Genomic DNA, 15,390 nt, shown 5'->3' on the forward strand with positions numbered 1-15,390 from the left:
AGGCTCCTCTCAAACAGATTATCGGATCGAACAGATGACGGGCAGGGCATCATGGATCAACCTCAGGTCCATCCACGATGCCTTGTCTTGGAGCGCTAGTTGACCCAGCGCCGTGCATTGGCAAACAAGCGCTGCCAAGGCCCTTGCGTACCCCATTCATCAGGGTGCCAGGAGTTGTTGATGGTACGCGCCACGCGCTCAGGATGCGGCATCATAATAGTGACACGGCCATCGCGTGACGTCAGACCGGTGATCCCCTCAGGTGAACCATTGGGATTGAAGGGATAGCGCTCGGTTGCACGACCATAGTGATCGACAAAACGCAAAGCCAGCTGCTGCTGAGATTGGAGTTGTTGTTGATCGTCTGCATGTGCAAATTCAGCACGCCCCTCACCGTGTGAGACAGCGATCGGCAGGCGCGAACCCTGCATGTCTTGCAGCAGGATCGAGGCTGACTTTTGCACTTCGACAAGCGCCACCCGAGCTTCAAACTGCTCTGACAGGTTGCGCACAAAGCGTGGCCAATGCTCAGTGCCTGGAATCAGCTCTTTCAGCTGCGATAGCATCTGGCAGCCATTACAGATCCCCAGAGCAAAGGTTTCTTGACGGGTAAAGAAGTTGGCAAAGGCATCGCGCGCTTGGGCGTTGAAGAGGATGGATTTAGCCCAGCCGCCGCCCGCACCCAAAACATCACCATAGGAGAAGCCACCGCAAGCGGCTAAGCCAATAAAGTCGCTCAGGTCACGTTCACCGCTGATCAGCTCACTCATATGCACATCAACGGGCGTGAAGCCTGCACGATAAAAGGCGGCGGCCGTTTCCTGATGGCTATTGACGCCCTGTTCGCGCAGAATCGCCACGCGAGGTGTCTTGTTCAGATGCAGATAGGGGGCAGCCAGGTCTTCGTTGGGATCAAAACTCAGTTTGGCATTCAGGCCCGGATCAGCGGCATCCAGCAGGTTATCAAATTCCTGTTGTGCGCAATCTGCATTATCACGCAGCGCTTGAATACGGTAGCTGGTTTCAGCCCAGAGGCGCTGCCATTGAACACGCGAGGCCTGGAGCAGGTTTTCACCTTCTAACGAGAAGTTGATCTGCTGATCCTGAGTGGGCTGTCCGATGACTTGCACACCCTCACCGAGACCAGCGGCAGCCAGTTGCATCAAGACATCTTCGGTATCGGTCTGGCGCACCTGAATGACCGCCCCCAGTTCTTCATTGAAGAGTGCTGCAAGGGCTTCTTGATGATCTTGCGCCAATAGATCCAGCTTGATCTCTAGGCCAGTATGACCGGCAAAAGCCATCTCCGCCAAACAGGCCAGCAGGCCGCCATCTGAGCGATCATGGTAAGCCAGCAGCTTGCCTTCTTGATGCAAACCTTGGATGACGGCAAAGAAGGCTTTCAGATCTTCAGGATTATCGACATCGGGTGCAAGATTGCCGAGCTGATTGTAAACCTGAGCTAAGGCTGAGCCGCCAAGGCGATTCTGGCCACGGCCCAAATCAATCAGCAGCAGATCTGTCTCACCTTGATCGAGACGCAGCTGGGGCGTGAGGGTGCCGCGTGCTTGAGTGACGGGCGCAAAGCCGCTGATCACCAGCGATAAGGGGGCAGTGATGGCCTTGTCTACGCCTTGTTCATCTTGCCAAACAGTACGCATGGACATGGAGTCCTTACCCACTGGGATGGCGATACCCAGCGCAGGGCAGAGCTCCATACCTACGGCATGAACAGCCTGGTAGAGGGCTTGGTTCTCGCCTGGGTGATCGGCAGCAGACATCCAGTTGGCTGAGAGCTTGATATCACTTAATTGGGCAATCGAGGCGGCCGCCAAGTTGGTGATGGCCTCACCGACGGCCATGCGCGCCGAAGCTGCAGGGTTGATCAGCGCCAAGGGGGTGCGCTCGCCCATCGCCATGGCTTCGCCGGTTTCGCACAGTGGCGTGGTGGTGGTGACAGCACAATCTGCCACGGGCACCTGCCACGGGCCGACCATTTGATCACGCGCTGTCATGCCGCCGACGCTGCGATCACCAATGGTGATCAAAAACTGTTTGCTGGCCACTGTCGGGAGCTGGAGAACACGCTCAGCGGCATCGCGCAGATTCATTGGCGTTAGATCCAAGGCAGGCAAATCGAGCGCTTGAGTGGTGAAGCTGCGTTGCATTTTAGGAGGCTTGCCAAACAGCAGGCTCATCGGCAGATCCACAGGCGCTGTTTTGAAGTGACCGTCTTCAACACGCAGCTCATGAGCAGCAGTGGCTTCACCAACGACAGCATAGAGGGCGCGTTCACGGCGGCACAGGGCATCAAAGGTGGCCAGTTGATCTGGCGCGATGGCCATCACATAGCGTTCTTGCGCTTCATTACACCAGATTTCGAGTGGGCTCATGCCGGGTTCAGCATTGGGCACGGCGCGCAGCTGGAACAGACCGCCACGCTCACCATCTTTGACTAGTTCAGGCAAGGCGTTCGAGAGACCACCCGCGCCCACATCATGAATAAAGCAGATAGGGTTGGCTTCACCGAGCTCCCAGCAGCGGTCGATGACTTCTTGAGCGCGGCGCTCCATTTCTGGGTTATCACGTTGGACAGAGGCAAAATCGAGATCTTCGCTTGAAGAGCCAGTCGACATGGAGGAAGCCGCACCACCGCCTAAACCGATATTCATGGCAGGGCCGCCGAGGACGATCAGCAGTGCGCCAACAGGGATCTCTCCCTTTTCAACATGCTGCGCACGAATATTGCCCAGACCACCGGCCAGCATAATCGGTTTGTGATAACCGCGACGCTCGAGGCCATTGGCACCGAAGGCGTTTTCTTCAAAGGTACGGAAGTAGCCATTGAGGTTAGGGCGGCCAAATTCGTTATTAAAGGCAGCACCACCGAGAGGGCCTTCAATCATGATATCCAGTGCTGAAACGATCCGAGCAGGCTTGCCGTAGTCTTCACCTTCCCAGGGCTGTACAAAATCAGGAATACGCAGATTCGAGACACTAAAGCCTGTCAGGCCGGCTTTGGGCTTGGAGCCTCGACCTGTTGCGCCTTCATCACGAATCTCACCACCTGCTCCAGTGGCAGCCCCCGGGAAGGGTGCAATCGCGGTGGGGTGGTTGTGGGTTTCAACCTTCATCAGAATGGGGGTGGGCTCTTCAACCGCTGTCCACTGGCGTGATGTTGGATCGGGGAAGAAGCGTGGCGCGTCAAAGCCAGCAATTACAGAGGCATTATCCTTATAGGCAGATAAAACGCCCTCAGGTGAGGCTTTAAAAGTGTTGCGAATCATGCCGAACAGCGAGTGGGGGCTGTCTTCACCATCGATGACCCAGCTGGCATTAAAAATCTTGTGGCGGCAGTGCTCAGAATTGGCCTGAGCAAACATCATCAGCTCAACATCATGGGGGTTGCGGCCAAGATCAGTGAAGCTGGTGCAGAGGTAGTCGATTTCATCTTCGGCCAGGGCAAGACCAAGATCACGATTCGCCTGCTCCAACGCCTGACGTCCTTCTTCGAGAAGGGCAATGGTAGTAAAGGGGCGAGGGGCGTTGGTCGCAAAAATCTGCGCGGCTTCCACTGCGCCCTGAAGCAGGGTTTCTGTCATGCGATCATGCAGGAGTTGCCCGAGTGCTTGCTGCTCTTGATGGCTCAGAGCCTGGCTCAGGGTGAGCTGGTACACCACGCCGCGTTCAAGGCGCTCGATCTTGGTTAAACCGCAGTTGTGCGCGATATCTGTCGCCTTTGATGACCAGGGCGATTGAGTGCCTAAGCGGGGCAGCACCACATAGGAAGCCTGTAGCGCGTCAGTGGCGGGTGTTTTGCACTCTTCTGGTGCGCCTAGGAGCTGGGTAAGAAGCTGAGTTTCCTGCTCTGTTAGGGGCGCTTGGATGGCCGCCCAGTGGCGGTATTCGGCGTCGAGTTGAATCACACTGGGGCAGCTGGCTTGAAGCTGCTGTAAGAGTTTGGTGGAACGAAAGGCAGAAAGTGCGGGTGCGCCTCGCAGTTCAAGCATTACGAAAGCCTCATTAGGAGCAGTGAAAGAAAGGATCAAAGCAGAAAAAAACTGCTGCGAATGATAGCGCAAAGCAGCCAGAAGAGCTATGCACTTGCCTGTAGAGTGGGATCTGTGACACTGCGCACAGCAGAAAAGCCATCTCTTTGCTAAAGTTACATAAAAATACGTTATTAGTTGTGAAGAGTAATAAAATCTATCTGATAGATGCAAAGTGTCAATTTTGATTGTTTTTGATGGCATGTTTTAATGCGTTATTTATAGCAGTGTGGCGGCTGCTCGGTTTCTCCTCTCTTCGACCCTGAGGTCGAAAGCTAGGTGTTATGCAAAAGAAGAAAATACTGGTCTGGGCTTTGCTGCTGGCCGGGCTGCTGTTCTGGCTGACACGCCCCAGTGATCAGGATGCCTTGGCTGAAGTGCTCAGTCGTGGTGAGCTGCGTGTGATCATGCCCAACACACCGGCCACCTTTTATGAGTATCGAGAAGGCTACGCTGGATTTGAGTATGAACTGGTGCGCGCCTATGCCGATTATCTCGGCGTCGAGCTGCGTATTCGCCGTGCCAGTTCTCCTGCTGAAATGGAGCAAGCCTTGCTGACGGGGCAGGTTGATCTGGTCGCGGGCGGGGTAGGCGTCACCCAGGAACGTTTGCTGCGCTTTACGCTTTCTCAGCCGTTGCTGCTGGTCGATCAGTTGGTGGTGTATCGTCGTGGTTCAGCGCGACCACGCAGTTGGTCCGATCTCGAAGGTGGTCAGTTGGGTGTGGTGGCTGGTTCGCGTGAAGCCGAGATACTGCGTGAGGCGCAGGCCCTCTTTCCTGAGTTAAGCTGGATGGAGACCACCGAGCTGGATGCTTTGGAGCTTTTGCGTCGTGTGCAAGAGCGAGAGCTGGATTATGCGCTGGTCACCAGTCAAGATTTTAATATTAATCGCTTTTTCTTCCCACAAGTTGGCATCGGTTTTGAACCAGAAGCCCCGACTGAACTGGTCTGGCTGTTGAGCGCGCAGGCACAGGGCGGGCTGGTCAGAACGGTCAATCATTTTCTGAACTGGGCTCAGGAAACGGGCAAGATCGAGCAGATCCGTGAACGCTATTATCAGCATGAAGAGCATCTGGAGTATGTGGGTGCGGCCTTGTTTTTGCGCCATGTTCGCAATCGCCTGCCTTTATATGAAGAGCATTTTCGACTTGCTGGTGAAGCCCAGGATCTGGATTGGCGTCTATTAGCCGCGGTAGGTTTTCAGGAGTCGCACTGGCGTCGTAATGCTGTCTCACCCACTGGTGTGCGCGGTTTGATGATGCTGACTCAGCGCACCGCCGCCGAGCTGGGGGTGAATCGCCTCGATCCTTATCAAAGTATTGAAGGTGGAGCGCGTTATTTACGCCGCTTGTATGATCGAGTGCCAGAGCGTATACCTGAACCTGATCGCCTCTATATGGCGTTGGCGGCTTACAATGTGGGCTTTGGACATTTAGAAGATGCACGCCGAATTACACAAAGCCAAGGCTTTGATCCTGATTCTTGGGAGGATGTCGCGCGCCATCTGCCGCTGCTGGCTGAGCGTGAGTGGTTTCGTCAAACGCGCTTTGGCTATGCGCGCGGGCGCGAGCCGGTGGTGTATGTCACCAATATTCGTCGCTACCTACAGCTGCTGGAATGGTACCAGCTGACGCAAGAGAACTTTATCGAACGTCTTGAAAATCCGGCAACGCGTGCCGATCCAGAAATGGCGTTTGATCATATCCCGCCTTTGAGCTAAACCTTAGTAGGTCAGAGGGATCAGGCAAAACGGCATGAGACTTTTGTTTCAGGCCGTTTTTTTGCGTTTGCACTTCCTTATCTGTACGTAAGATCAATTTTATTGATCTGGAATTAGACTGTGAGTCGAGGTGCTTATGTTTGGTGTTTCTTTCCATCAGCCTGAAAAGCAGGCTTTAGAGCAGAGTATTCTGGCTGTGATTCGGATTGATGAACAGAATCAAGTGGCCTTCTTCAATGCAGCAGCAGAGCGACTCACTGGCTACACAGCGGCGCAAGCCTTGGGCAAGAATGTCGCCTTTCTTTTACCCGATGCGATGCAGAAAAATCATGATCAATGGGTCAATCGACATCGCCAGGGTGGAGAGGATCGCATCGTAGGGAGTTCACGAGAAGTACAGATGCGCCATGCCTCGGGGCGCTTAATCTGGGTTTCTCTGGCCTTGTCTCTGGTCAAGGTAGGACGTAAAAAACACTATACGGCGATGTTGAGAGAGATCACCGCTGAACGTGAAAGCCGTGAAGCTCTGTTTCAAACACTTGAGCAGGCCATTGATGCGGTGGTTTGTATCAATGAGCATAATCTGGTCACTTTTTTTAATCAGGCAGCAGAAACCTTGTGGGGTTATCAGCGCGACGAAGTCTTGGGCCAGAATGTCAAAATGCTGGTGCCGCGTGCGATACAGGGTGAGCATGATGGTTATGTGAATGCCAATCGCACGACTGGGCGCGATAAGATTGTGGGGACCAGTCGTGAAGTGGCAATAGAGCGTAAGGATGGTGAGCAGGTTTGGGGTGCACTGTCCTTATCCAAGGTGCGCCTGCAGGATCGAATTATCTATACGGCTTTTGTGAAGGATGTGACAGAAGAGGTCAAGCAGCGCCAGGAAAGAGAGATGCTCTGCCTCGTCGCCAATGAAACAGATAACGCCGTCATTATTACTGATCCTGAAGGTCGAATCCAATATGTGAATCGAGGTTTTGAGCGTCTTACAGAATATACGCTTGATGAGGTTAAAGGGCGTAAGCCGGGTGCTTTTCTGCAAGGCCCAGAAACTGATTCAGCGACAGTAGAGGTCATTCGCCAGCATATTCAGCGTCGCGAGCCTTTTTATGATGAGATTCTTAATTACACCAAGCAGCGTGAGCCTTACTGGGTTTCTTTATCGATTAATCCCGTTTTTGCCCAAGATGGCAGTCTAAAGAGTTTTATCTCGGTGCAGGCGAATGTGAGCCGCGTGAAGGAGATGGCGATCGATTTCACGAATAAACTGCTGGCGATAGGTAAAGCCTTAATGATCTATGAGATAGATCATCAGCATCGTGTGTTGAATTACAATGAGCTATTTGCTGCGCGTTGCGCTGATCTAGGTGGTGCTGAAGCGGTAATAGGGGCTTTTTCATCTCAGTTGAGTCAGCAGGAGCAGCAGGAGTTAATCAGTCAAGATGAGCTGTCCAAGGTTTTTGAATATGATCACGGCTCAAAGCGTTTTAATCTTGATACGCGGATTGCCGTGATGCGCAACCTAAAAGGCGAGATAGAGCGTTACGTTGTTTTTGGTATCGATATTTCTGCCCGCAAAGCGGTGGTGGCTGAAACACAAAAAGCGATGCAGGGACTGATTGCCTCTAGCCAGACGATTAAAACCATCGTGAATACTATTAACGGTATTTCAGAGCAGACGAATCTGCTGGCCTTGAATGCAGCGATTGAAGCGGCACGTGCAGGTGAACTCGGACGGGGTTTTGCAGTGGTAGCAGATGAGGTTCGGACCTTAGCAGGGCATTCGCGCCAGTCAAGTAATGAAATTGATGGTTTGGTGGGTGAAACTGTTCAACAGATAGAAGCGCTGAATGATCTGTTGCAGCAGATCGATGATTAAAATAAAAAACCGCCTCACTAGGAGGCGGTTGATCTATTTGAGCCTGGGCTTAAACAGAGTAGTACATATCAAACTCAACTGGGTGAGTTGTCATGTTCAGACGGTTCACTTCTTCCATCTTCAAAGCAATGAAGCCATCAAGCATATCATCAGTGAAGACGCCGCCACGGGTTAAGAACTCACGGTCTGCTTTCAGGGCTTCAAGAGCTTCTTGCAGGCTGCCGGCAACTTGTGGAACCTGAGCGGCTTCTTCAGGTGGCAAGTCATAGAGGTTTTTATCCATCGCATCACCAGGGTGAATCTTGTTCTGGATACCATCTAAACCAGCCATCAGCAGTGCAGCAAAGCACAGGTAGGGGTTGGCACCTGGATCAGGGAAGCGCGTTTCGATACGGCGTGCTTTGGGGCTGCTGACGTAAGGAATGCGGATAGAAGCCGAGCGGTTTTTCGCTGAGTAGGCCAGCATCACCGGTGCTTCAAAACCAGGAACCAGACGCTTGTAAGAGTTGGTCAGCGGGTTGGTGATTGCATTCAGCGCCTTAGCGTGCTTGATGATACCACCGATGTAGTAGAGGGCCATTTCAGACAGGCCGCCGTAGCCATCACCAGAGAAGAGGTTGACGCCATCTTTAGAGAGAGACTGGTGAACGTGCATACCTGAGCCGTTATCGCCAACCAGAGGCTTGGGCATAAAGGTTGCTGTTTTACCAAAGGCATGCGCGACATTGTGGACGCAGTACTTCAGGCGTTGCACTTCGTCGGCTTTTTTGACCAAGGTGTTGAAAGCGACACCGATCTCACACTGGTTAGCGGTCGCCACTTCGTGGTGATGCACCTCGATTTTCAGGCCCATCGCCGTCATCGCGTTACACATGGCGCCGCGAATTTCGTGTGAAGAGTCCACAGGTGGCACAGGGAAGTAGCCGCCTTTCACGCGTGGACGGTGGCCCATGTTGCCGCCTTCGATGGTGGCATCAGACGACCAAGCTGCTTCTTCAGAATTGATGTGGTAGGAGGCGCCAGAAATGTCCTGCTTCCATTTCACATCATCAAAGATAAAGAATTCTGGCTCTGGGCCAAAGAAAGCGGTATCGGCAATGCCAGTGGACTTGAGGTATTCCTCAGCGCGGCGTGCCAAAGAGCGAGGGTCGCGCTCATAGCCCTGCATGGTGGCAGGCTCAATGATGTCACACTGTAAAATCAGAGTGGCTTCATCGGTGAAAGGGTCCAGCACAGCAGAAGAGTCATCTGGGCGCATAATCATGTCAGATTCGTTAATGCCCTTCCAACCGCCAACAGATGAGCCATCGAACATCTGCCCGCTTTCGAAAAACTCTTCGTCAACGGAGGCGGCAGGAATCGTGACATGCTGCTCCTTGCCGCGTGCATCGGTGAAACGCAGATCAATCCACTTGACGTCGTGCTCTTTAATAATAGAAAGACTCTTCTCAGACATAATCGCCTCCATCGTTTGGCGTTGGGTAAAACAAGTGATAGAAACACAAGTCCTGTTACTGGGTGTCCCTCATCGGGATACGGAAGCAGCTTGCGTTGTTAACTAAGATTAAGCAAGCTCTGTGCCAAAAAGCCTGCTGCCTCTTTTTTGCCCTTCTTTTGCGCGTTAAGGCGCATCAAATCGGCCCATGGGGTGTTCTGCAAGCCTCATGATGTAGCAAAGGCCCTTTTTTTGCGCACCCTTTTAAGGCTTCCTCTCTTTTATTGCACCAATATAGGGCTTTTGCGGTGGCTTGCCAAAAAAAACGCCCCTTTTGTTAAAAAACTATTCCTGTCATCTTCGAGGCGTTATACTGTTTCGCCCTTTTTTTTAGGTTGGCCGGGCGCGTTCATATCGGGCAGGCCTCCTTTTCGACTACTTCCGGCTGAGCCGGGGAGCTGCTTGTGATAGAAAAACTTCGTAATATTGCCATTATCGCTCACGTTGACCATGGAAAAACGACCCTGGTTGATAAACTCCTGAAGCAATCAGGTACCTTGGATCGTCGTGAAGCTGAAAATGAACGCGTGATGGACTCCAATGATCAGGAGAAAGAGCGCGGTATTACTATTCTGGCGAAAAACACCGCCATCAGCTGGAATGACTACCGCATCAATATTATCGACACCCCTGGACACGCCGATTTTGGTGGTGAGGTAGAGCGAGTACTGTCAATGGTCGACTCAGTACTGCTGATTGTCGATGCGATGGATGGCCCAATGCCACAAACGCGTTTTGTGACGCAAAAAGCCTTTGCGCGTGGCCTGAAGCCGATCGTTGTGATTAACAAGATTGACCGTCCTGGTGCACGTCCTGATTGGGTTGTGGATCAGGTATTTGATCTGTTTGCTAACCTGGATGCGACAGAAGAGCAGCTGGATTTCCCCATCATCTATGCTTCCGCACTGAACGGCATTGCTGGGGACGACCCAGAGAATATGGCCGAAGATATGACGCCACTCTTCCAGGCGGTTGTTGACCTGGTTCCCCCGCCCGCGGTGGATCCTGAGGGGGCGTTCCAGATGCAGATTTCTGCTTTGGATTACTCCAGCTATGTGGGTGTTATTGGTGTTGGCCGTGTGACCCGTGGTCGCGTTCTGCCGAATCAGCAGATCATCGTGGTGGATCGTGAAGGCAAGCAGCGTAAAGCCAAGATTGGCCAGGTCATGACCTATCATGGCTTGCAGCGCAACGAGTCACCTGAGGGTGCTGAAGCAGGCGATATTATCTGTATTACTGGTGTGGATCCGCTCAATATTTCAGACACCCTGTGTGATCCTTCTCAGGTTGAAGCCATGCCGGCCCTGAGCGTTGATGAGCCAACGGTCACCATGACCTTCCAGGTCAACAACTCGCCTTTTGCAGGTAAAGATGGCAAGTTCGTGACCAGCCGTAATATTAAAGAGCGTCTGGAAAAAGAGCTGGTTCACAACGTTGCACTGCGCGTTGAAGAAACCGACAGCCCAGATCGCTTCCGTGTTTCTGGTCGCGGCGAGCTGCACCTTTCTGTTTTGATCGAAACCATGCGTCGTGAAGGTTTTGAGCTGGGTGTATCGCGTCCTGAGGTCATCATTCGTGAGATAGATGGTGTCAAGCAAGAGCCCTATGAAGAGCTGATTGTTGATATTGAAGAGCAGCACCAGGGTTCGATCATGGAAGAACTAGGCAAGCGTAAAGCCCGTTTAACCAATATGAACCCAGATGGTAAAGGCCGTATCCGTCTGGACTTCGTGATTCCTTCACGTGGTTTGATTGGTTTCCGTAACCAGTTTATGACACTGACTTCAGGTACCGGTATTCTGACCAGTATCTTTGATCACTATGGTCCGTTGGCCGAAGGTACAGTTGAGCATCGCATCAACGGTGTACTGGTCTCCATGTGTGCAGGTAAGGTCTTGGCCTATGCCCTAACCACACTGCAAGATCGTGGTCGTTTGTTTGTGGGTCCAGGTGTTGAGGTTTATGAAGGCATGATCGTGGGCATTAACTCACGTGATAACGATATGGTCGTGAACCCCACTAAAGCCAAGAAACTGGATAACATGCGGGCCTCTGGCAACGATGAAACCATTCAGTTAACGCCTCCGGTCAAGTTTAGCTTGGAGCAGGCGCTCGAGTTTATCGATGATGATGAACTGGTTGAAGTGACGCCGAACTTTATCCGCATGCGTAAGCGTTTCTTGACTGAAAACGAGCGTAAGCGCGCGAGCAAGAACTGATTGATCCACTGAAGATCAAGAAGACCAAAAGAGCAGCTGCGAAGCTGCTCTTTTTTTATCTGCTGTGGGGTGGATTGTTGCTAGTCTGGGGATAGGCTGGCTGTTTTCTGACGGCGCTTGAGTGCGCGCAGAATAAAGCGAGCCGGGTTGAGGTGCTCAAGCAGGCTGGTCTCCAGTGGTAGTGGATCGCCCAGTATTTCGCTGGCCAGAAGTTCGGCTGACAGAGGAATACTCGCTAGGCCGCGTGAGCCATGTCCGGTATTGATCCAGAGTCCAGGGTAGTGAAGGGGTGTTGTGTGACCGCTGCCTTGTGGATCGGCTTGCTGCCAGGCTTCGGCTTGCGGTGCAGGCCCGACCAGCGGGAGGTAGTCTGGTGAACTGCAGCGTAACCCAGCACGACCACGCAGCTGGCTTAAATCCATATCACTGATATCCAGCAAATCGGGCAGGGTTGCATCAAGCATGGTGAGATTCGCCAGATGATCTTCTTCTCTGAGTTCGCAATCGATCTGATGCAGGTCAAAGGTGGCACCAAAGCTGAGCTGATCCTCCAGCGGTGGGGTGATATAGCCAGTACCGCAGACCACTGTGTTGGGGCTGGTGAGGGGATGGCCTTGAGTGGGGAGGAGCGTGACCTGACCACGAATTGGCTTGATGGGTAGCCAGGCTGTTTGTTCTAACTGGGTCATGGCATGGCCTGAAGCCAGTACCACCTGATCATAGAAGCTGGTCTGAGTGCCGCTGGTCACCTGCCAACCTTGATTGACTGGGTCATATTCAAGCTGCTCGATAGGATGCTGGGTGAAGACGCGCATTTGATGATCCAGCTTGGCCAGTTGTTGGCACAAGGCATGAGGACGAACCCAGCCTGCGCGCGGGTAAAAAAGGCCAGAATGGTGAATACGCGTTTCTGCCAGATCACTGGCTTCGCGAGCATCGACAGGGCGAACCAGTGCACTTGGAAGATCAAAGACTTCAAGAAAGCGCGCCTGACGCTGAGCTTCCTCGGCAGAATGTGCCAGCTGCAGGACACCCGTGGCTCGCCATAAGCTTTGCGTGGGATCACGCTTTTCGAGCCAGCGTCGGGAGAACTCTAAGCCCGCCAGATAAAAACGGCTGGCCGGTGTATTACTGGCCGCCAGCTTAATATAGAGCACACCTTGGCGATTGCCCGATCCGCCAGAAGCGATCTCCTCTGCTTCATAGACATCCACCTGACAGCCTTTTTTAGTGAGTGCAAAGGCCGTGCTAAGGCCAGCTAAACCCGCACCGATCACTGCAATCTTTTGCGCTGACTGAGGGGCAGGCAGGCTGAAAGCCGCTTGTGAGGTCAGGGGGTGGACTTCCCCCTGATACTGGCCACACAGCATTTCTCTTTTGCGGCCAAATCCGGGAACCTTGCGGACTTCAAAGCCCGCATCCTGCAAGCCGCGCTTGACCAGTCCTGCACTGGTAAAAGTGGCAAAGGTGGTTTGCGCATGACTGCTTCTGGCGAGCGCGTGAAAGAGCTCGGTTGTCCACATCTCTGGGTTTTTGCTCGGTGCAAAGCCATCCAGACACCAAGCATCGACTCGGGCATGGAGTTGTTGCAGGTTGGTGGTGGCATCGCCCAGCAGCAGGTCAAGGGTAATGCGCGGATGGATCTGCAGACGATGAAAGCCGCTAATCGGAAGTGGATAGGCCTCGCGCAGTCTTTTCGCTTCATCGCTGAGCTGGGGCCAGTGACTATGGGCCTGCTCCAGATCCTCCACTGTCAGTGGTAAAAGTTCGGTGCTGATCCAATGCAGGCGCGCTGTTGCTGGCGCACTGTCCAGAAACTTTTTTTGTGCCAGTAAAAAATTGAGGCCAGTACCAAAGCCGGTTTCACCCACCACAAAGGCGCGGCGCTCAGACCAGTTGAGCCAGCGATCAGGCAGCTGGTTATGGGTCAGAAAAACATATTCTGCCTCTTCAAAGCCTTGATCACGTGTAAAATACACATCATCAAAGCGCCGTGAGATGGGGGTGGCATTTTGCCATTGCAAAGAAGGCGCAGTGAGGTGTTCTGGCCTTAAGCAGCTGGGTGCTGTGGGTGAGCTCATCTGCGACACTCCTGATATGACTATTGAGGAAACACCTTCTTAAAAGGTTTGACTTCGACTGAGGCATAGACGCCCGCCAGCTGATAGGGATCAGCTGCTGCCCAAGCCTGTGCCGCTTCGAGGCTTTCAAACTCAGCCACCACCAGACTACCAGTAAAACCGGCGCTGCCTGGGTTCTCTGCATCGATGGCAGGATGAGGGCCAGCCAAGAGCAGGCGGCCTTGGTTTTGCAGGGCTTCTAAACGAGCCAAATGATCAGGGCGTGCCGCCAAGCGGGCCTCAAGACTGTCAGGACGATCGGTACAGAGCAGAGCATAAAACATCAGGCGGTCTCCAAGTAAAAATGTTAATCTAGAAGCTATTCTTCCCTATTTGACATCATTATATGCCCCTTTTGAACTCCCAGTGTGATTATCACTTTCATTCCACTGCATCTGATGGTCAGCTGAGTCCCAGTGAGGTGATCCAGTTGGCCGCTGATCGTGGTTTAAAAGAGGTCGCACTGACGGATCATGATACCTTCGCTGGTTTAGAGGCCGCGCAGCAGCAAGCGGATCAGTTGGGATTGCATCTGATTCCTGGGATGGAGTTCTCCTGCCTCTGGTCGGGAGTCACTATCCATCTGGTGGCCTTGTGGCCGCAAGGCTTGAACGATCAGGCGCGGGAGATCGAGGTCAGCCAGAATCAGGCGCGCTGGGCCAGAGCAGAGCGGATTATTGAACGCTTGAATAAGGCGGAGATGCCGATCACCCTAGATCAGGTTTTGCCCTATTCTGCTGGCCGTGTCCCAGGTCGTCCGCATTTTGCAGCCTGCCTTGTCGAACAAGGCTACAGCAAGAATATGGGGCAGGCATTTCGCCGTTGGCTGGGTGCAGGTAAAATAGCCGATGTCAAAAACGCCTGGGTTGAGCTGGAGCAAGGCGTTGCCTGCTTGAAGGCGGCAGGAGCCTTGGTGAGTCTAGCCCATCCGCTGCGCTACAAGTTGACACGCAGTAAGCGTCAGCGCTTGATCCATGCCTTTGCCCAAGCAGGAGGACAAGCGATCGAGCTGGTCAGCGGTCGTCAGGATGGGCAGCAAACTGCCAGTTTGTTGAAAACGGCCAGCGCACTGGGTTTGATCTGTACCTGGGGCAGTGATTTTCATGGGCCGGGCCCTGCCTGCCCTGCACCAGGAATGTATGCCAGCTTACCTGAGGCTTGTCAGCCAATCAGTCAGGTCAGTGCCTGTTTACTCAATGCTTGAATCAAGGTGAATCATGAGCCAGTTTTTTGAAATCCATCCAGACAACCCACAACAGCGTTTGATTCAGCAGGCCGTGGATATCCTGCGTTCTGGTGGCGTCTTGGCCTATCCAACAGACTCAGCCTATGCTCTGGGCTGCTGCGTCGGTGAGAAAAAGGCCATCGAGCGTATCAAGCGTATTCGCGAGCTGGATGATAAGCACAACTTTACGCTGATTTGTGCTGATCTTTCCGATCTGTCTGTCTATGCCAAGGTCGACAATCAGGTGTTTCGTATGCTGAAGAACACCACGCCCGGCCCCTATACTTTTATTTTGAATGCCACCAGTGAAGTGCCGCGCTTACTGCTGCACCCCAAGCGACGCACTATCGGTTTGCGGGTGCCTGATCACCAGATTACCCGCGCACTGGTGGCCGAGCTGGGCAGCGCTATGATGAGCGTCACCTTGATTTTGCCCGGTGAAACCCAGCCTCTTCATGATGCAGAAGACATCCGTGACCAGCTCTCTAAACTGGTAGATGGCATTATCGATGGCGGGGCTTGCCCGACTGAGCCAACGACTGTGGTCAATCTGTGTACTGGTGTGCCGGAAATCACGCGCGAAGGCCGAGGCGATCTGCGTCCTTTTCAATCCTGATAGGCAGAAGCTGTCTGTCGTGGATGCAAGCAAGTGATGCTCTGGCCTGTGTCTTCAGAGCAG

At 53.2% G+C, this 15,390-nt stretch carries 9 protein-coding genes; 5 read left to right on the top strand and 4 right to left on the bottom strand.

Annotated features, from left to right (window positions below; genetic code table 11):
* Positions 1 to 95: 95 nt before the first annotated feature.
* On the bottom strand, positions 96 to 4,010 hold the full coding sequence (gene purL, locus V6U78_RS01025; RefSeq protein ID WP_405336276.1) for a phosphoribosylformylglycinamidine synthase: 3,915 nt from the start codon (positions 4,008 to 4,010) through the stop codon (positions 96 to 98).
* Between the two features lie 323 nt (positions 4,011 to 4,333).
* Between purL and mltF the strand changes: the two genes are divergently transcribed.
* The gene (gene mltF / locus V6U78_RS01030) at positions 4,334 to 5,770 is read left to right on the top strand and encodes a membrane-bound lytic murein transglycosylase MltF (RefSeq protein ID WP_405336279.1); all 1,437 of its coding nucleotides are present in this window, start codon (positions 4,334 to 4,336) and stop codon (positions 5,768 to 5,770) included.
* A 136-nt stretch (positions 5,771 to 5,906) separates the two neighbouring features.
* On the top strand, positions 5,907 to 7,652 hold the full coding sequence (locus V6U78_RS01035) for a PAS domain S-box protein (RefSeq protein WP_405336282.1): 1,746 nt from the start codon (positions 5,907 to 5,909) through the stop codon (positions 7,650 to 7,652).
* Positions 7,653 to 7,701: 49 nt separating this feature from the next.
* Here the strand turns inward: V6U78_RS01035 and glnA are convergent, their stop codons facing one another.
* The gene (glnA, locus tag V6U78_RS01040; RefSeq protein ID WP_405336285.1) at positions 7,702 to 9,108 is read right to left on the bottom strand and encodes a glutamate--ammonia ligase; all 1,407 of its coding nucleotides are present in this window, start codon (positions 9,106 to 9,108) and stop codon (positions 7,702 to 7,704) included.
* Between the two features lie 443 nt (positions 9,109 to 9,551).
* Between glnA and typA the strand changes: the two genes are divergently transcribed.
* Complete coding sequence (gene typA, locus V6U78_RS01045) at positions 9,552 to 11,366, top strand: translational GTPase TypA (protein WP_405336288.1); 1,815 nt, start codon at positions 9,552 to 9,554, stop codon at positions 11,364 to 11,366.
* A gap of 80 nt (positions 11,367 to 11,446) precedes the next feature.
* Here typA and mnmC read toward each other — a convergent pair whose 3' ends face one another.
* Both mnmC and V6U78_RS01055 read right to left on the bottom strand, forming a co-directional pair.
* Positions 11,447 to 13,447, bottom strand: coding sequence for a bifunctional tRNA (5-methylaminomethyl-2-thiouridine)(34)-methyltransferase MnmD/FAD-dependent 5-carboxymethylaminomethyl-2-thiouridine(34) oxidoreductase MnmC (mnmC, locus tag V6U78_RS01050; RefSeq protein WP_405336291.1), 2,001 nt, complete (start codon positions 13,445 to 13,447; stop codon positions 11,447 to 11,449).
* 20 nt (positions 13,448 to 13,467) lie between these two features.
* The gene (locus V6U78_RS01055) at positions 13,468 to 13,770 is read right to left on the bottom strand and encodes a YciI family protein (protein ID WP_405336294.1); all 303 of its coding nucleotides are present in this window, start codon (positions 13,768 to 13,770) and stop codon (positions 13,468 to 13,470) included.
* Positions 13,771 to 13,832: 62 nt separating this feature from the next.
* Here V6U78_RS01055 and V6U78_RS01060 point away from each other — a divergent pair, with 62 nt between their 5' ends.
* Both V6U78_RS01060 and V6U78_RS01065 read left to right on the top strand, forming a co-directional pair.
* Positions 13,833 to 14,690: a PHP domain-containing protein gene (locus V6U78_RS01060; RefSeq protein ID WP_405336297.1), complete on the top strand. Its 858-nt coding sequence runs from the start codon at positions 13,833 to 13,835 to the stop codon at positions 14,688 to 14,690.
* A gap of 13 nt (positions 14,691 to 14,703) precedes the next feature.
* Positions 14,704 to 15,327 (top strand): L-threonylcarbamoyladenylate synthase, encoded by a 624-nt coding sequence (locus tag V6U78_RS01065; protein WP_405336300.1) that lies wholly within the window; start codon positions 14,704 to 14,706, stop codon positions 15,325 to 15,327.
* Positions 15,328 to 15,390: the final 63 nt, after the last annotated feature.

The organism is Marinospirillum alkalitolerans (assembly GCF_045055655.1).
Lineage (GTDB): Bacteria > Pseudomonadota > Gammaproteobacteria > Pseudomonadales > Halomonadaceae > Marinospirillum > Marinospirillum alkalitolerans.